This window comes from Intrasporangium sp., from assembly GCF_051961875.1.
Taxonomy (GTDB): domain Bacteria; phylum Actinomycetota; class Actinomycetes; order Actinomycetales; family Dermatophilaceae; genus Intrasporangium_A.
The window spans coordinates 14,927-31,278 of sequence record NZ_JBQCCV010000282.1; the positions used below are offsets into that span (position 1 = coordinate 14,927).

Consider the following 16,352-nt stretch of genomic DNA (forward strand, 5'->3'; position numbering starts at 1 on the left):
CGCCAATCTAGTCAGGGGTGAATGCCGGCCCGGGTGCCCTGTTCGCCTGGCGGACGTGCTCGTCGAAGAAGGCGAGGACCCGCTGCCACGAGTCGGCCGCCGCCCCCGCGTCGTGGTTGCGCGACTGGTCGTTGACGAAGGAGTGCTTGGCACCGGGATAGACCTCGGCGCGGTGGCGCCCCTCGAAGAGGTCGACTCCCATCGCGACGAACCCCTCCCCCGCGAGGCGCCGACAGACATCCTTGATGTTGTCGTTGAGCCCGTAGGCCTCGTGGACGACGACCACACCGGGGAACGGGCCCTCGCCGTCGGGGACGGCCAGATAGGAACCGCGCAACGTCGCCGTCCTCATCGCTCCAGTCTGCGACGGGGTCCGCCATCCGCGCAGTCCTTCAGCCCCAGCGCGGCGCCCGCCCTGTCACGCTGGCCGTATGACGGCCAGCACGTTCCGCGGCGACGCGGGGTTCACCGCTCCCGCCGAGCGCGAGCGCCGCGGGGTCGTCGTCGCCGCAGCCGGGCCCACTCTGCGGTCGGTGCTGCACGACTTCGCGCTGCCGACCTTCCACCGGTTCGCGGCCCGCTGGGGGTACGCGGTCCGCTCGCACGACCTCGGCGGCGACGGAGCGGGGGCCGACGACTCCGCCCAGTCGGCCAAGTGGATGAAGCTCCCGCTGCTGCGCCAGGCGTTGACCGACCACCCCTTGGCCATCTGGTTCGACGCCGACGTGCTCGTGGTCCGCACCGATGAGGACATCGTCGACCACCTGCACCCGGACCACTTCCAGGCGCTGGCCCTCGAGCAGGTGCCGTACGAGCACCGGGTCAACCCCAACACTGGTGTGTGGGTGATGCGCTCCTGCCCGGAGGCCTTCGACTTCCTCGACGCGGTCGAGGCCGCTGGGCCGCAGCCGGGGCCGTGGGCCGACCAGGGGGCGGTCCTCGCCGCGCTCGGGTGGGGTCGCGGCGACGAGCGCTATCACTGGGCCGGCCCCGCGGAGGGCTCACGTTTCCTCGCCCACACCAGCTGGCTCCCGCCCGGCTGGAACCAGCCCCACGTCGAGGACCGGGACGCCGCGAGCTGCTTCAACTCCGCACCCGAGTCCTATGCCACGCGCCCGACCGTGCCCCGGCCCCACGCCGTCCACTTCATGGGCCTGACGCCGGAAGCGCGAGCGAGGGCCATGGCCCGGTATGCCGCCCAGCTGGCTCACGAGCTCGGGTGACCCGGGCGCCAGGCTGAGCGGCATACCTCTCCGGGGACAATGACGGGGTGACATCGCCGAGCCTCCCCGCTCGCGGGAGCATGATCCCGCGGGAGATCTGGATCCTCGTCGGGGCGGCGTTCGTCATCGCCATCGGCTACGGCATCGTCTCGCCGGTCCTGCCGGCCTACGCCCGGTCCTTCGACGTGGGCGTCGCAGCGGCGTCCGTCATCGTCTCCGCCTTCGCCTTCTGCCGGCTCGTCTTCGCGCCGGCTGGCGGCGAGCTGGTGAGCCGCCTCGGGGAGCGGCCGGTCTATCTGGCCGGGCTCATCATCGTCGCGGTCTCGTCGTTCACGACGGCGTTCGCACAGTCCTACGTCCAGCTGCTGATCTTCCGCGGGCTCGGCGGCATCGGCTCGACGATGTTCACGATCTCCGCCATGGCGCTGATCGTCCGGCTCGCGCCGCCTCGCGCCCGGGGCCGCGTCTCGTCGGTGTACGGCTCGGCCTTCCTCATCGGCGGCATGATCGGCCCGGTCCTCGGCGGCCTGCTCGCCGGGTGGGGGATGCGAGCGCCGTTCATCGTGTATGCCGTGGCCCTCGTCATGGCGGCCCTCGTCGTCGCGATCGGGCTGGGCGGGGCGCGGCTGCGGCCGCCCGAGGACCACGCCCAGCGCGCCGTCGTGACGCTCGCCGAGGCGTGGGGCTCCCCGGTCTACCGGGCCGTGATCGCCTCGGCCGTCGCCAACGGCTGGACGAACTTCGGGGTGCGGGTGGCGGTGCTGCCGCTGCTCGCGACGGCGGTGCTCGACAAGGCGTGGGTCGCCGGCGCCGTGCTGGCCGTCGGCGCCGTCGGGACCGCGGCGACGCTGCAGTTCTCCGGCCGGATGGCCGACCGGCTCGGCCGGCGCCCGCTCGTCATCGGCGGGCTGGTCATCATGGGGACCTCGATGGCCCTGCTGGGCGTGGCGCAGCACCCGGCGCTCTCCACCGGCGCCGGGCTGACCGTGCTCTTCGGCCTGTCGCTCGTCTCCGGCGTGGGTGCCGGTCTCGTGAACCCGGCGCAGCAGGCCGCGGTCGCCGACGTGATCGGACGCGAGCGCAACGGCGGGCGGGTCCTGTCGACCTTCCAGATGTCGCAGGACGGCGGGGCCATCGTGGGGCCGGTGCTCGTCGGTCTGGTCGCAGACCACTTCGGCTTCGGCACGGCGTTCGTCGTCACAGGGGTCGTCTGCCTCGTCGGGGTGGTGCCGTGGCTCGCCGCACCCGAGCCGCTCGTCCACCACGCGTCCACGGTCGGGGACACGGACGAGAACTGAGCCAGCTGTCCCGCCCGGCGGGTGCCGAGCGGGACACGTGGCGCTTCGGCCTGACCCGGTCAGTCCGCGGTCAATCCGCGGTCAGGGCACCATCCACGACAGGACGGGCGTGGACTGGAGGTAGACCAGGACACACATGAAGACAAGGAAGCCGAGGCTCCAGCCGATGATCTTCCGGAAGATGTCGCCCTCCCGGCCGGACAGGCCCACCGCCGCAGCCGCGATCGCGAGGTTCTGCGGGGAGATCATCTTGCCGAGGACGCCGCCGGACGAGTTCGCCGCGGCCATGAGGGTCTGGCTCAGCCCCACCTGGTTCGCCGCCGACACCTGTAGCGCGCCGAACAGCGAGTTCGACGACGTGTCGGAGCCGGTGACGGCCACCCCGAGCCAGCCGAGGACCGGCGAGATGATGGCGAATGCGGAGCCCGCGCCGGCCATCCAGAGGCCGAGGCTCCCGGTCTGCCCCGAGGCGTTCATCACGTAGGCGAGGCCGAGCACCGCCATGACGGTGGCGATCGCGGGGGCGAGCTGTCGCAACGTGTCAACGTAGGCACGTGCCGCCTTGCCGACGGCGATGCCGATGACCGGGATCGAGACGATGCCCGAGATGAGCATCAAGGTGCCCGCCGCGGAGAGCCAGTTGAGCTTGAAGTCCGGGATCGTGGAGGGCTTGCCGGAGGCGGACTCCAGGTGCAGGCCGGGCCACTTGATCTGGCCCCCGGGGGCCGCGATGGCGTCCTTGATGCCAGGCAGCTGGCTCACGCTGAAGATGATGATGATGATGACGTAGGGCGCGTAGGCCTTGAAGATGTCGGACCGGGTGTCCACGTGACCGCGGTCGCGCGCGGCATACTCCTCGGCGGTGCCGGCCCCGGCGTCGATCGGGTGGTCGGTCCCCCCGGGGCGGGCCGATGGCAGGCCGCTGGCCACCTCCTCGTCCTTCGTTGCCGCGCGCCCCGACACCTGGACTGTCTCGCGCTCCCCGAGCTCGGGCTCGGCCGACTCGATGTAGGGGGTCGCGGGTCGCCACACACGCAGGAGCAGGACGACGGCCGCGGCACCGACGAGCGACGCGACGATGTCGGTCAGCTGCGTCGAGAGGTAGTTCGAGGTGGCGAACTGGGCGATCGCGAAGGCGAGGCCGGCGGCTAGGGTGGCCGGCAGAGTGGCCCGGACGCCGCGCCCACGATCGATGATGTAGACGAGGGCCATCGGCACGAAGACGCCGAGGATCGGGGTCTGGCGGCCGACCATCTGCGCCAGGGTGTGTTCCGGGATGCCGCTCACCGAGGCGAGGGTCGTGATCGGGACGGCGAGGGCGCCGAAGGCCACCGGTGCCGTGTTGGCGACGAGGGCCACCACCGCGGCCTTGAGCGGCCGGAAGCCGAGGGCGATGAGCATGACGCTCGTGATGGCGACCGGGGTTCCGAAGCCGGCGAGCGCCTCGAGGAGGGCGCCGAAGCAGAAGGCGATGATGACGGCCTGGATGCGCTGGTCGTCGCTGACCCGCGCGAACGACCGGCGCAGGACGTCGAAGTGTCCGGTGACGACCGTCATGTTGTAGAGCCAGATCGCGTTGATGACGATCCAGAGGATGGGGAAGAAGCCGAACGCCGCCCCCTCGAGACCGGACAGCACGGCCTGCCCGACCGGCATCGAGTAGGCGATGATCGCGACGAGGACCGAGACGACCAGCGAGACGAGTGATGCCTTCCACGCGCTGATGCGCAGGACACCGAGCATCACGAAGAGGACGACCAGCGGGAGCATGGCCACGAGGGCCGTCAGGGTGAGCGATCCGGCGACTGCGTCGAGAACTGGGCGATACATCTGTTCACCTCGTTGTGAGCAATGATCGGGTGCTGAGTCAGGATCTGGTGCTGTCTGGTGCGACGCCGAGGGCGGCGGGTGTGCCACCTCGGATGGAGGTGTCGAGCACCTCCACGATGTGGGCGAGCGCGATCCGGTGGCCGGTGCGCTCGAGGGACGAGGCGACCTGCATGAGGCAGCCGGGGTTGGCGGTGACGAGGAGCGGGGCCCCGGTGCGCAGGACGTTCGCCGCCTTGCGGTCGCCGAGGTCGCGGGCGGCCTCGGGCTCGACGATGTTGTAGATGCCGGCCGAGCCGCAGCAGATCTCCGCTTCGGGGATCTCTCGCACCTCGAGGCCCGGTATGTCGCGCAGCAGCTCCCGCGGTTGCGCGCGGATCCCCTGGGCGTGGGCCAGGTGGCAGGCGTCGTGGTAGGCCACGGCCATCGGCAGGGGGTGCCGCTGGGCGACCGGGCCGACGTCCACCAGGATCTCGGACAGGTCCCGGACGCGCCCCACGAACGCCCGGGCCCGGTCCGCGTACTCGGGGTCGTCGGCGAGCAGGTCGGCGTACTCCTTCATCGAGGACCCGCAGCCGGCGGCGTTGACGACGACGTGGTCGACGTTCTCCCTCTCGAATGTGTCGATGAGCGCCCGGGCGAACCGCTGTCCCTCGGGCTCGCGGCCGTTGTGGATGGACAGGGCCCCGCAGCACCCCTGCTGGGCGGGTGCGATGACGTCGAAACCCTCCGCGGCGAGCACCCGGGCCGTCGCGGCGTTGACCCCGGGGAAGAACTCGCGCTGGACGCAGCCGAGCAGCATCCCGACGGTGCCACGCCGGGTGCCCTGGGCGGGGGTGCGCTCGGGGACGCTCTCGCGGCGCGTGAGCGGCGGAGCGAGCCCCTCCATGGCGGCGAGGCTCGGGGCGATCCGGTCGAGCAGCCGGGTCCGGCGCAGGAGGCGGGAGAGCCGGGTCTTCTGGTGCAGCCGGAGCGGACCGCGCAGGGCCCGCAGCCGGCGGGGATAGGGGAACAGGGCGAAGATGGCGGCGCGCAGGGCCTTGTCCCCCGGCGATCGTTCGTGGCGCCGCTCGACCTGGGCCCGGGTGGCCTCGATGAGCTTGTCGTACTTCACCCCGGAGGGGCAGGCCGTCACACAGGCCATGCAGCCGAGGCACGCGTCGAAGTGCTGCACCATCGAGGGCGTCATCGGCTCGCCCTGCAGGCCTTGGTTCATCAGGTAGATCCGGCCCCGCGGCGAGTCCATCTCCTCGCCCCAGAGCACGTAGGTCGGGCAGGTCGGCAGACAGAAGCCACAGTGGACGCAGTCGGAGACGATGTCGGCGGACGGCGGCCGGTGATCGTCGAACGCCGGCGTCCCGCCCTGCACGGGCGTGAGGGACAGCCGGGCGTCGGTGCCGAGCGTCCCCGTCGGCGTGGAGACCGGGCCCGTGTCGGATGCAGCCATCAGATGCCTCCCACGAATCGTCCCGGAGCGAGGCGCCGCTCGGGATCGAACCGCTCCTTGACCGAGTGCATGAGCCCGAGGGCGCTGACCGGCCCCCACACGTCGAGGTGCTCCCGGATCTCGGCCGGTGCCTCGAGGACGACGACGGAGCCGCCGAAGGTGGCCGAGCGGTCGCGGAGCCGGTCGACGAGCTCCCCGACAGCGCCGGCCGTGGGTCGGCTCCCGTCAGGCGGGGCCTCGACGCCGACGAGGGCGGTGCCGACGGCCGGGCTGCCGCGCAGCGTGGTGGTGAGGCCGGCGGCCTCCCCCCCGGCGTCGAGGGCGTCGAGCAGCTGTGCCGTGCGGGCGATCTCATGGGTGACCTTGAGGAGCGCGCCGCTCGAGGCGGGCTCGCTCCCCCACCACTCGGGTGGCTCCTCGGACTCGGTGGCCCCGGCCCCGAGGATCGCCCTGGCCTGGGCCGCCCGGTGCTCGGCACCGGGTGCGATGCCCTCCAGGAGCACCGAGAGGGACGCGCCGTCCTTGGACCGGTCGAGCTCCACGGCGGACGGGACGAGCTGGCAGTGCGCGAGAGCCGACACGCTCCGCTGTATGCCGCTCGGCCCGCCCACGGGGCACGTGACCCAGCGCTGGGCCTCGGGCAGCGGGTGGAGCCGGAACGCGACCTCGGTGATGAGGGCCAGGGTGCCGAAGGAGCCGGTGAGCACCTTGCCGACGTCGTAGCCGGCGACGTTCTTGACGACCTTGCCCCCGGCGTGGGCCACGACCCCGTCGGGCCGGACGAACCGCGTGCCGATGACAAGGTCGCGCACCGCGCCGTGGAAGAGGCGGGTCGGGCCGGTGGACGCCGTGGCGACCGTCCCGCCGACCGTGCCCGACCGCGCGGGGTCGACGCCGACCCGCTGGCCGGCCCGACCGAGCTCCGCCTGGAGGTCCGCGAGCCGCCGCCCCGCACCGACGACCACGATGAGGTCACCGGCCGCGTGTTCGACGACCTCGTCCATCCGCGTCGTGTCGATGACGATGTCGACCTGCTCGGGGGCCGCTCCCCAGTCAAGCTTCGTACCGGACCCGCGCGCGACCATCGTCAGGCCGTGGGCCGCGGCCGCCCGCATGAGAGCGGACGTCTCCGCCGTCGAACCGGGGCTGACCACCCAGCTCGGCGCGACCCCGGCAACGGCGTCGTCGTCGGTCGCGTCGCGGACCTTGCCGTCGGTCGCCGTCTTGAGGTCGTCGAGGATCCCTGCCATCAGAACAGCTCCGCCTCACCGGCCGCGACGAGGGGGTGGGGGCCCTTGTGCCTGCCGGGGACCTCACCGCAGAGGCGGGGGGTGGGAAAGACCTTGCCGGGATTGGAGATCGACGCGGGGTCGAACGCGCAGCGCAGCAGCTGCATCGTGTCGAGGTCGTCGTCGCTGAACATCCGCGGCATGAACTTGGCCTTGTCGGAGCCCACGCCGTGCTCCCCCGTGATCGAGCCGCCGTGCTCGATGCACAGGTCGAGGATCGCGCCGGAGACCTCCTCCGCGCGTTCGGCCTCGCCCTCCCGGGTGTCGTCGAAGAGGACGAGGGGGTGCAGGTTGCCGTCACCCGCATGGAAGACGTTGGCGACCCGGACCCCGGCCTCCGTCGAGATCTCGGAGATCCGCCGGAGTACCTCGGGCAGGGCGGTCCTCGGGATGACGCCGTCCTGCACGATGTAGTCCGGGCTGATCCGGCCCACCGCGGCGAAGGCCGACTTGCGCCCCTTCCAGAACAGGGCGCGCTCGACGTCGTCCTGCGCAATCCGGATCTCGAACGCCCCGTTCGCGCGGCAGTGCTCCTCGACCTGGTCGAACTGGTGGGCCACCTCTGCCGTGGGGCCGTCGAGCTCGACGATGAGGACCGCCCCGGCGCCCTCCGGGTAGCCGCACTGGACGGCGGCCTCGGCGGCCTCGATCGCCAGCGCGTCCATCATCTCGATGGCGGCGGGGATGACGCCGGCACCGATGATGGCGGAGACCGCGGCCCCCGCCTGGTCCGTGCCGGGGAACGCGGCGAGCAGGGTGCGGACATCCTCGGGACTGCGGGTGAGCCGCACCGTCACCTTCGTGACGATGCCGAGGGTGCCCTCGGACCCGACGACGGCGCCCAGCAGGTCGTAGCCGGGGGCGTCGGGAGCCTTGCCACCGATCTGCACGACCTCCCCTGCGGGGGTGACGAACTCGACGCCCGTGACGTGGTTCGCGGTGAAGCCGTACTTCAGGCAGTGCGCGCCGCCGGAGTTCTCGGCGACGTTTCCGCCGATCGAGCAGACCTGTTGGCTGGACGGGTCGGGCGCGTAGTAGTAGCCGGTCGGCAGGGTCTCGCGGCTGAGCTGGAGGTTGATGACGCCGGGCTCGACGAGCGCCCGCTGGTTGTCGGGGTCGATCTCGAGGATGCGCCGCATCCTCGCCATGACGATGAGGACCCCGTCGGCATGGGGCAGCGCACCACCCGAGAGCCCGGTGCCGGAGCCGCGGGCGACGAAGGGTATGCCGTGTGCCGCGCAGGCACGCACCGTGGCCGCGACGTGCTCGGTGCTCTCCGCCAGGACGACGAGGGCCGGCGTGACCTTGTAGTGCGCGAGCCCATCGCACTCGTAGGTCCGCAGCTCCTGGTGGTCCGTGATGACGGCTGCGTCGCCGAGCTCGAGTCGCAGCTGGTCGGCCAGACCGACGGCGTCCACGGCTCACTCCATCCGCTCGTAGGCGGGCAGGGTGAGGAACTCGTCGAAGTCGTCGGCCACCGCGACCTCGAGGAAGGTCGCTGTCGCCGCCTCGTAGTCCGCCGGGTAGCCCGGGAGCCGGGACAGCTCCTCGTCGACGAGGCGCTCGACGAGCTCCCGGGTGACCCGCTCACCCGTGTCGAGCACGACGCCGTTGTGGAGCCACTGCCAGACCTGGGAACGGGAGATCTCGGCGGTCGCGGCGTCCTCCATGAGGTTGAAGACCGCGACGGCCCCGTTGCCCTGGAGCCAGGTGTGGAGGTACTGGATGCCGACGCTGATGTTGTTGCGGAGGCCGGTCTCGGTCACCGTGCCGGGCGTGTCCTTCACATCGAGCAGCTGCTCCGCCGTGATGTGCACGTCCTCGCGCTTCCGGTCGAGCTGGTTCGGCCGGTCGCCGAGGACCTTCGTGAAGACCTCCTTGCAGAGCTCCACCATCCCGGGGTGGGCCACCCAGGACCCGTCGAAGCCGTCGCCCGCCTCGCGGGTCTTGTCGTCGGTCACCTTCTGGAAAGCCGCCTCGTTGACCTCGGGGTCGCGGCTCGGGATGAACGCGGCCATGCCGCCGATGGCGTGGGCGCCGCGCTGGTGGCAGGTGCTCACGAGCAGCTCGGTGTAGGCGCGCATGAACGGCACCGTCATGGTCACCTGGTTGCGGTCGGGCAGCAGGAAGTCGCGGCCTCGGGTCCGGAACTTCTTGATGACGCTGAAGATGTAGTCCCACCGGCCCGCGTTGAGGCCGGAGGAGTGGTCGCGCAGCTCGTAGAGGATCTCCTCCATCTCGAAGGCAGCCGGGTAGGTCTCGATGAGGCAGGTCGCCCGGATCGTGCCCTGCGGGATGCCGAGGAGGTCCTGGGCCCGGACGAAGACGTCGTTCCAGAGGCGGGCCTCGAGGTGGCTCTCCATCTTCGGCAGGTAGAAGTAGGGACCCTTGCCCGCGTCGATCTGCCGCTGCGCGCAGTGGAAGAAGTAGAGGCCGAAGTCGACGAGCGACCCGGACATCCGCTCGCCGTCGACAAGGAGATGCTTCTCCGGGAGATGCCAGCCGCGGGGCCGCACGACGACCGTCGCCAGCTCGTCGGCGGGCCGGAGGGCATAGCTCTTGCCCTCCTCCGAGGTGAAGTCGATCGTCCGGTCGAGCGCGTCCAAGAGGTTGAGCTGGCCCTCGATGACGTAGCTCCAGGTCGGGGTCAGCGCGTCCTCGAAGTCGGCGAGCCACACCTTGGCCCCCGAGTTGAGCGCGTTGATCGTCATCTTGCGGTCGGTCGGGCCGGTGATCTCGACGCGTCGGTCGACGAGGCCGGGTGCCGGATCGGCCACCTGCCAGTCACTTTCGCGGATCTCCCTGGTCTCGGGGAGGAACTCCAGCTGGTGGCCGGAGACGAGCTGCTCGTACCGCTCGTCGCGGGCCCGGAGCCGCTCGAGCCGGCGTGAGTTGAAGCTGCGATGGAGGTCTGCGAGGAACTCGAGCGCCGGCCCGGTGAGCACCTCGTCGAAGCGATCACCAGCCGCGCCGGCGATCTGCACGCCGCCACGCTCGACACCGTCGGTCACTGTCATCACCCGTCTCTGTCGAGCACTCGTCGGATGTTTCTCAGTGCAGCATTTCCGCAAGGCGGAAAACTTCTTCTGTCTTCGACTCTAGGAGCGCTTTCCGCCGTCGTCAACGCTCGCCTTCCCTCGATCTTGCTCCTCCAGGGGTCGCGAGCGGGGCTTTGGGCGGCGCCTTTCCGCGCGCAGCGGACCACCCTGCGCTGGCACGGGTCGGTCAGACGGGGCGGCGCCTCAGGCGGGGACGCGGCGACGCATCACCCACCGCCACTTGGCGATCCGGCGGTCCCGTTCGAACCCGAGGTCTTCGAAGAGGTTCTCCGGCCCCGTGTGGAAATAGGCGCCCTGCTGCGGTTCGCGGCCCTCGACCTGCTCCGGGTAGGCCTCGACGAGACCACCGCCGGCCTCCTCGATGGCGGCAAGTGCGCCGGCGACGGCCGCCCTGGCGACGCCCTGGCGGCGGTGTCCCTTCCCGGTGAAGATGCAGCCGATCCGCCAGGCAGGCAGTTCCTCGAGCTCCTTGTCGTAGGCCCTGGGGTTCTTGATGTTCGGCAGCTCGGCCGGCGTGCCGTACTGGCACCAGCCGACGCACTCGTCGCCGTCGTAGACGAGGACCTGGCGCACCGTGCCGCGCCGGACGTGGGTCTGCTTGGCGTCGTAGTTGCCCTGCGCGCCCTGCCTGCTCAGACCCTCCGGATGGAAGCCCATGCACCAGCAGCCGCCCCAGACGCCGTTGTTGGCCTCGACGAGGGCGGCGAAGTCGCCCCACGTCTCGGCGGACAGCGCCCGCGTACTGTATGCCGGCTGCTTCCTCTCGGGGACCATGCTCCTCATGGTCGCAACGACCGGACCGGTTGGGAACCGCTCGGAAGGCCCGAGTTCACCGTCCCGGAAGGGAAACTGGCGGCATACCAAGCCGGGGGTATGCCATTGAGCCACCGCGGCGCCCGTGCGCTGCCGCTCAGCCGTCGGTCCTCGGGGGGCTGGCGATCATGATGAGGTTGCCACAGGTGTCGTCGAGGATGGCGGTCGTCACGGGGCCCATGCTCGCTGGGGGCTGCACGAAGGCGACACCACGCTGGGTGAGTTCGGTGTGGGCGCGGTGCACGTCATCGACCTCGAATGACGTGGCCGGGATGCCATCCTGCACGAGGGCCTTCTGGTAGGCCTTCGCGGCGGGGTGATCGTTCGGCTCGAGAAGGAGCTCGACGCCGTCGGGGTCAGCCGGGCTGACGACGGTGAACCACCGGAACTCACCGGCGGGCTGGTCGGCCTTGGGCAGGAAGCCAAGTTTTTCCGTGTAGAACTCGAGGGCCTTGGCCTGGTCGTCGACGAAGACGCTTGTCACGTTGATCCGGAGCATGTCGAGTCTCGCTTTCCGTGTCGTTCTCCAACGCTGGGCGACCTGCTCCAGCGGTTCCGTCCGTCGGTAGTGGAGCTTGGTGCGGCCTTCGCGGCGCGTCGTGACGAGACCCGCGTCCTCGAGCACGCGAAGGTGGTGTGAGACCCCCTGCCTGGTGATGGCGAGCCCGTGCTTGGACATCAGCCGCGAGCAGACCTCGAAGAGCGGCTGGCCGTCCCGCTCGGTCAGCTCATCGAGGATCAGGCGCCTGGTGCGGTCCCCCAGGGCGGCGAACAGCTCGTCCACTCATGCGAGGATAGGCAAGTCCTCACTTGCCTGTCAATGGAGGCGACTAGGGGCCGAATCCGGCCCTACGGGCCTGCAGGTGCGCGCGCTCGGTCTCGTTGTCGACCAAGCCGATTGCGGCCTCGTAGGCGGCGGACGCCTCCCGCTGACGGTCGAGGCGCCGCAGCAGCTCGGCGCGGACCACGTGAAAGGCCGGGTATCCACTGAGCTCGAGCCCGTCGACGAGCGCGAGCGCCGTGGCCGGTCCATCCACTTCGGCCACGGCCACGGCACGGTTGAGTGCCGCCACCGGCGACGGGGCGAGCACCATGAGGTGGTCGTAGAGGGCCAGCACCTGGCGCCAGTCCGTCTCCTCGACGCTCCGCGCCTCGGTGTGCACCGCATTGATGGCGGCCTGCAGCTGATAGGGGCCGGGAGCGTTGCGCCGCAGGCACTTCCGGACGAGCTCATGCCCCTCGGCGATAAGCCCGCGATCCCAGAGCGAACGGTCCTGCTCACCCAGGACCACGAGTTCTCCGGTCGGTCCGATGCGCGCCGGGCGCCGCGCCTCGGTGAGGAGCATGAGGGCGAGCAGGCCGAGCGCTTCCGGCTCGTCCGGCATGAGCTCCACCAGAAGCCGGCCCAGCCGGATCGCCTCGCCGGTCAGCTCCGGACGGACGAGCGACTCACCGGACGTCGCCACGTGGCCCTCGGTGAAGATGAGGTAGATGACGGCGAGCACCGCGGCGAGCCGGTCCGGCAGGTCGGAGTCTCGTGGCACGCGGTAGGGGATGCCGGTGTCGCGGATCTTCTTCTTGGCCCGGACGATCCGCTGGGCCATCGTCGCCTCGGGGACGAGGAACGCCTTGGCGATCTCCTCGGTCGTCAGACCGCCGAGGAGCCGCAGGGTGAGCGCGACCCGGGCCTCCGGCGCGAGGGCCGGGTGAGCGCAGGTGAAGATGAGTCGAAGTCGGTCGTCGTGCACGGGGCCCTCCTTCCAGTGGTCCTGCAGCGCATCGTCCGGCGCATGGAGGATGAGTGACTGCCGGTGCCGTTCGGCTCTGGTCGCCTCGCGGCGAAGTCGGTCGATGGCCCGGTTGCGGGCCGTGGTGATGATCCAGCCGGCGGGGCTCGGCGGCAGGCCCTCCAGCGGCCACCGTTCGACCGCGACGGTGAAGGCGTCCTGCACCGCGTCCTCGGCGAGGTCGATGTCGCCGAGGACGCGAATGAGGACGGAGACGCATCGCCCATGCTCCTCCCGGAAGACCCTGGCGATGTCCTCCGACCTGACCGTCACCGCCTCAGTCTCCCGGTCGCTGTCCCCGGTCCCCCTCGTCGACGAAGGGCCGGATCTCGATGGCCAGGCCCGTGGCCCGTCCGATGCGCCTGGCCCAGTCGAGGGCCACGTCATAGTCCTCGGCGCGGACGATCGACAGCCCGCCCAGGTGCTCCTTGGCCTCGAGGAACGGCCCGTCGGTGAGCAGCTGCTCGGAGCCGTCTCGGGGGGTGCGGACCGTCGTGGCGGCGTCGAGGTCTCCGAGCCCGCCGGCGAAGACCCAGCCGCCGGCCGCACGGATGTCGGAGTTGAGCTTCTCGACCTCGGCCATGATGGCCCCGAGGTCCACCTCGGCAGGCGGCGGGCCAGGAGGCGAGTACAGGGTGATGAGGTAGGTCTTCATGGTGTGTCCTTCCGGGTTCGGGGTGCACCGGCTGTGCGCCCTTCACCCACTACACGAATGTGCCCCCGTCGGATCGACAGCGCCCTCGCCCCAGTCTGGGGTCGGTGCGTCGATCCCGGAAGCGTCCGCGGGCCACGCACTACGCTCACGAGGATGAGCCGGATCTTCACCACCAGTTTCGCCTCGGTCTACCCGCACTACGTGACGAAGGTCGAGCGGAAGGGACGCACGAAGGCAGAGCTGGACCAGGTGATCGAGTGGTTGACCGGCTTCGACGAGTCGGCGCTCAGCGAGCATCTGCAGGCGGGGACGACGTTCGAGGACTTCTTCGGCGACGCGAGGCTGAACCCGGGGGCATCACTGATCACCGGCGTGGTGTGCGGGGTCCGCGTCGAAGAGGTCGAAGACCCGTTGATGCAGAAGATCCGTTATCTGGACAAGCTCGTCGACGAGCTGGCAAAGGGTAAGTCGATGGAGAAGGTCCTGAGGGCCTGACCCGACATGGGAGCGATCACCGTGGACAACGGTATACACGCTGTCGTCTTCGACCTCGATGGCGTGATCATCGACTCCGAAGGCCTGTGGGACGAGGTCCGGCGGGGCCTTGCCGCCGAGAACGGCAGGCCCTGGCCGGATGACGCGACCCACCTGATGATGGGCATGAGCACCCCGGAGTGGTCGGCCTACCTCACCGACACGGTCGGAGTCCCGGGCACTGCGGGCGAGGTGGCAGAGACCGTGATCGGGCACATGGCGAAGCGGTACCGGCAGCACCTGCCGCTCCTGCCGGGCTCCGTCGAGGCGGTGCGTCGCCTCGCGCAGCAGTGGCCGCTCGGGCTCGCCTCGTCCTCTCCGCGACGGCTCATCGACTCGGTGCTCCTCGCGGCGGACCTCACCGGTGCCTTCCGCGTGACGCTCTCGACCGAGCAGGTGGAGGAAGGCAAACCCTCGCCCGCGGTCTACCTGGCGGTGGCCGCCCAGCTCGACCTGCCCCCGGAGACGCTTGTCGCCATCGAGGACTCGAGCAACGGGCTGCGGGCCGCCTCCCGGGCAGGCATGCACGTCATCGCGGTGCCACGTCCCGAGTTCCCGCCGGCCGCCGACGCGCTGTCACACGTCGACCGCGTCGTGCACGGTCTGGACGAGGTCACCGTCGACCTCGTCCGGTCCCTGGCCTCCTGATCCGTCGCACCCCAGGTGGGGGGGACGGATCCACGTGACCGGGGTGAGCGGCATACGGTCCGCTTGTTGGCCCTCAGCCCCAGACCTCCTGCGCGGTCGCGACGACGAGGCGTAGCTTGGCGACCTGCTCGTCCCGGGTGAGGGCGTTGCCCTCGACCGTCGAGGAGAAGCCGCACTGTGGCGACAGGCAGAGCTGCTCGAGCGGGACATAGCGGGCGGCGTCGTCGATGCGTCGCTTGAGGTCGTCCTTGTTCTCGAGGACCGGCGACTTGGTCGTGACGAGCCCGAGGACGACGAGCTTGCCCGGCGGCACGAAACGGAGCGGCTCGAAGCCGCCGGACCGCTCGTCGTCGTACTCGAGGAAGAAGCCGTCGACCTCCAGGCCGCCGAAGAGGGCCTCGGCGACGAAGTCGTAGCTGCCCTCCGCCGCCCAGGAGGACTGGAAGTTGCCGCGGCACAGGTGGGTCGTCACGCGCAGGCTCTCGGGCCTGCCGGCGAGCGCGGCGTTGATGGTGCGGATGTACTGCTCGTGCTGGTGCTCGGGGTCCCCGCCCTGCTCGGCGACGAGAGCGCGCTGCTTCGGGTCGTTGAGGTAGGCGAGGCTCGTGTCGTCGAGCTGGAGGTAGGTGCAGCCGAGCCCGGCGATGCCGCGGACCTCGGCGGCGTATGCCGCGGACAGGTCGTCCCAGAACTGGTCGAGCTGGGGGTAGACGTCCTTGGAGATGGCCGAGCGACCGCCGCGGTAGTGGACCATGCTCGGGGACGGGATCGTCAGCTTCGGGGTCATCCCGGGGGCGAGCTCGGCCACTCGGTTCCTCAGGTGGCTGAACGCATCGCCGAAGATCGTGTGGGCGAGGCCGATCTGCTTCGTGACGGCCATGGCCGGGGTCTCGAAGTCGAGGTCGCCTCCCGCGTTGTGGAAGTGGACCTGCAGCTTCTGTTCGGTCCGCTCCACCCCGTCGAGCTGGTAGATGAAGTCCATGTGCCACGACGTGCGCCGGTGCTCCCCGTCGGTCGCGGTCTGCAGGCCGACGTCGCGCTGCAGGGCGATGACGTCGTCGATGCTGGCGTTCTCGGCCTCGGCCAGGGCGTCGGCATCGATCTCGCCGGCGGCGAACCTGGCCCGCGCCTCGTGCAGCTCCGGGGGACGGAGCAGGCTGCCGACGTGGTCGGCCCGGAATGGTGGGACGGTACGTCGTGTCATCACTCCATTAGGACACAGCCGCCGGGCCGCAGTGCCGCTTGCACGTGGACATCCTGCGGGTGGGGCTGCGCCCTGGGCACCGAGCCGGTGCCTCCGGGTTGGCTCAGCCGGGAACCCGGTCGGTGCGGAGCACCCGCATCTGGAGGGCGAGTGTCGAGTAGTAGCCGACGAGGGCGATCAGCTCGAACACCGCCGGGACGCCGAGCAGCGGGGCGCACCGCTCCCAGAGGGAGTCGTCGACGTCACCGTCGAGCATGGCGTGTATCAGCTCCACCGCTGCCGCCTCGTGGGCGTCGTCGAGAGGCAGCTGCCTCCGCTCGGCGACCGCACTCAGCTCCTGCTCGGTGAGTCCCGCGGCCCGGCCCACGGTTTCGTGGGCGTGGCGCTCGAACGCGCTGCCGTGGTGCGCCGCCACGACGAGGATGGCAAGCTCGCGCATCCGTGGGGTGAGGCTGCTCCGGTAGCGGATGGCGGCACCGAGCTGTTGCAGCGCCTCGCCGACGGCCGGGGAGAGCAGGAAGCCGCCGAACGGGCCTTGCAGCACACCGGACTCGTCGACGAGCGGGAA

General features: G+C 70.7%; 16 protein-coding genes. 4 read left to right on the forward strand and 12 right to left on the reverse strand.

Annotated elements, in window-relative coordinates; genetic code table 11:
• Window positions 1-7: 7 nt before the first annotated feature.
• Window positions 8-352: a dienelactone hydrolase family protein gene (locus ACTHJJ_RS17675; protein WP_440304259.1), complete on the reverse strand. Its 345-nt coding sequence runs from the start codon at window positions 350-352 to the stop codon at window positions 8-10.
• Window positions 353-431: 79 nt separating this feature from the next.
• On the opposite strand from ACTHJJ_RS17675, the gene ACTHJJ_RS17680 reads away from it, so the two are divergent.
• The gene (locus tag ACTHJJ_RS17680; RefSeq protein WP_440304260.1) at window positions 432-1,223 is read left to right on the forward strand and encodes a hypothetical protein; all 792 of its coding nucleotides are present in this window, start codon (window positions 432-434) and stop codon (window positions 1,221-1,223) included.
• A gap of 80 nt (window positions 1,224-1,303) precedes the next feature.
• Entirely contained in the window at window positions 1,304-2,521 is a 1,218-nt protein-coding gene (locus ACTHJJ_RS17685; protein WP_440304274.1) for an MFS transporter, read from the forward strand.
• 81 nt (window positions 2,522-2,602) lie between these two features.
• Here the strand turns inward: ACTHJJ_RS17685 and ACTHJJ_RS17690 are convergent, their stop codons facing one another.
• The 9 genes from ACTHJJ_RS17690 to ACTHJJ_RS17730 form a co-directional block, all read right to left on the reverse strand.
• Entirely contained in the window at window positions 2,603-4,351 is a 1,749-nt protein-coding gene (locus ACTHJJ_RS17690) for an L-lactate permease (protein WP_440304261.1), read from the reverse strand.
• Between the two features lie 37 nt (window positions 4,352-4,388).
• A complete protein-coding gene (locus tag ACTHJJ_RS17695) occupies window positions 4,389-5,795 on the reverse strand; it encodes a (Fe-S)-binding protein (protein ID WP_440304262.1) in 1,407 nt (468 codons plus the stop codon).
• A complete protein-coding gene (locus ACTHJJ_RS17700; RefSeq protein WP_440304263.1) occupies window positions 5,795-7,045 on the reverse strand; it encodes an FAD-binding oxidoreductase in 1,251 nt (416 codons plus the stop codon). The genes ACTHJJ_RS17695 and ACTHJJ_RS17700 overlap by 1 nt, the downstream gene beginning before the upstream one ends.
• Complete coding sequence (locus ACTHJJ_RS17705) at window positions 7,045-8,502, reverse strand: FAD-linked oxidase C-terminal domain-containing protein (protein ID WP_440304264.1); 1,458 nt, start codon at window positions 8,500-8,502, stop codon at window positions 7,045-7,047. Before ACTHJJ_RS17705 ends, ACTHJJ_RS17700 begins: the two co-directional genes overlap by 1 nt.
• 3 nt (window positions 8,503-8,505) lie before the next feature.
• Window positions 8,506-10,101: a malate synthase A gene (gene aceB, locus ACTHJJ_RS17710; RefSeq protein WP_440304265.1), complete on the reverse strand. Its 1,596-nt coding sequence runs from the start codon at window positions 10,099-10,101 to the stop codon at window positions 8,506-8,508.
• A gap of 225 nt (window positions 10,102-10,326) precedes the next feature.
• Window positions 10,327-10,917 (reverse strand): GNAT family N-acetyltransferase, encoded by a 591-nt coding sequence (locus tag ACTHJJ_RS17715; RefSeq protein ID WP_440304266.1) that lies wholly within the window; start codon window positions 10,915-10,917, stop codon window positions 10,327-10,329.
• A 136-nt stretch (window positions 10,918-11,053) separates the two neighbouring features.
• Complete coding sequence (locus tag ACTHJJ_RS17720) at window positions 11,054-11,740, reverse strand: VOC family protein (RefSeq protein ID WP_440304267.1); 687 nt, start codon at window positions 11,738-11,740, stop codon at window positions 11,054-11,056.
• Window positions 11,741-11,786: 46 nt separating this feature from the next.
• Window positions 11,787-13,016 carry an RNA polymerase sigma factor gene (locus tag ACTHJJ_RS17725; RefSeq protein ID WP_440304268.1) on the reverse strand — a complete coding sequence of 410 codons (1,230 nt, stop codon included), beginning with the start codon at window positions 13,014-13,016 and terminating at the stop codon, window positions 11,787-11,789.
• 4 nt (window positions 13,017-13,020) lie between these two features.
• A complete protein-coding gene (locus ACTHJJ_RS17730; RefSeq protein WP_440304269.1) occupies window positions 13,021-13,398 on the reverse strand; it encodes a YciI family protein in 378 nt (125 codons plus the stop codon).
• A gap of 153 nt (window positions 13,399-13,551) precedes the next feature.
• Here ACTHJJ_RS17730 and ACTHJJ_RS17735 point away from each other — a divergent pair, with 153 nt between their 5' ends.
• Window positions 13,552-13,893: a DUF2200 domain-containing protein gene (locus tag ACTHJJ_RS17735; protein WP_440304270.1), complete on the forward strand. Its 342-nt coding sequence runs from the start codon at window positions 13,552-13,554 to the stop codon at window positions 13,891-13,893.
• Between the two features lie 6 nt (window positions 13,894-13,899).
• Window positions 13,900-14,580, forward strand: a complete 681-nt coding sequence (locus ACTHJJ_RS17740; RefSeq protein ID WP_440304271.1) for an HAD family hydrolase — start codon at window positions 13,900-13,902, stop codon at window positions 14,578-14,580.
• Window positions 14,581-14,653: 73 nt separating this feature from the next.
• Here the strand turns inward: ACTHJJ_RS17740 and ACTHJJ_RS17745 are convergent, their stop codons facing one another.
• Together ACTHJJ_RS17745 and ACTHJJ_RS17750 are read right to left on the reverse strand one after the other, a co-directional pair.
• Window positions 14,654-15,784, reverse strand: a complete 1,131-nt coding sequence (locus tag ACTHJJ_RS17745) for a 5-methyltetrahydropteroyltriglutamate--homocysteine S-methyltransferase (protein ID WP_440304272.1) — start codon at window positions 15,782-15,784, stop codon at window positions 14,654-14,656.
• A gap of 103 nt (window positions 15,785-15,887) precedes the next feature.
• Window positions 15,888-16,352 (reverse strand): carboxymuconolactone decarboxylase family protein (locus ACTHJJ_RS17750; RefSeq protein ID WP_440304273.1); only part of this gene is annotated, 465 nt, incomplete at its 5' end.

What these genes read in the sequence shown, in the direction of transcription:
- ACTHJJ_RS17675 (WP_440304259.1), bottom strand. Translation starts at nt 352, where the DNA reads ATGAGGACGGCGACGTTGCGCGGTTCCTATCTGGCCGTCCCCGACGGC.
- ACTHJJ_RS17680 (WP_440304260.1), top strand. Translation starts at nt 432, where the DNA reads ATGACGGCCAGCACGTTCCGCGGCGACGCGGGGTTCACCGCTCCCGCC.
- ACTHJJ_RS17685 (WP_440304274.1), top strand. Translation starts at nt 1,304, where the DNA reads ATGATCCCGCGGGAGATCTGGATCCTCGTCGGGGCGGCGTTCGTCATC.
- ACTHJJ_RS17690 (WP_440304261.1), bottom strand. Translation starts at nt 4,351, where the DNA reads ATGTATCGCCCAGTTCTCGACGCAGTCGCCGGATCGCTCACCCTGACG.
- ACTHJJ_RS17695 (WP_440304262.1), bottom strand. Translation starts at nt 5,795, where the DNA reads ATGGCTGCATCCGACACGGGCCCGGTCTCCACGCCGACGGGGACGCTC.
- ACTHJJ_RS17700 (WP_440304263.1), bottom strand. Translation starts at nt 7,045, where the DNA reads ATGGCAGGGATCCTCGACGACCTCAAGACGGCGACCGACGGCAAGGTC.
- aceB (WP_440304265.1), bottom strand. Translation starts at nt 10,101, where the DNA reads ATGACAGTGACCGACGGTGTCGAGCGTGGCGGCGTGCAGATCGCCGGC.
- ACTHJJ_RS17715 (WP_440304266.1), bottom strand. Translation starts at nt 10,917, where the DNA reads ATGGTCCCCGAGAGGAAGCAGCCGGCATACAGTACGCGGGCGCTGTCC.
- ACTHJJ_RS17730 (WP_440304269.1), bottom strand. Translation starts at nt 13,398, where the DNA reads ATGAAGACCTACCTCATCACCCTGTACTCGCCTCCTGGCCCGCCGCCT.
- ACTHJJ_RS17735 (WP_440304270.1), top strand. Translation starts at nt 13,552, where the DNA reads ATGAGCCGGATCTTCACCACCAGTTTCGCCTCGGTCTACCCGCACTAC.
- ACTHJJ_RS17740 (WP_440304271.1), top strand. Translation starts at nt 13,900, where the DNA reads ATGGGAGCGATCACCGTGGACAACGGTATACACGCTGTCGTCTTCGAC.
- ACTHJJ_RS17745 (WP_440304272.1), bottom strand. Translation starts at nt 15,784, where the DNA reads ATGACACGACGTACCGTCCCACCATTCCGGGCCGACCACGTCGGCAGC.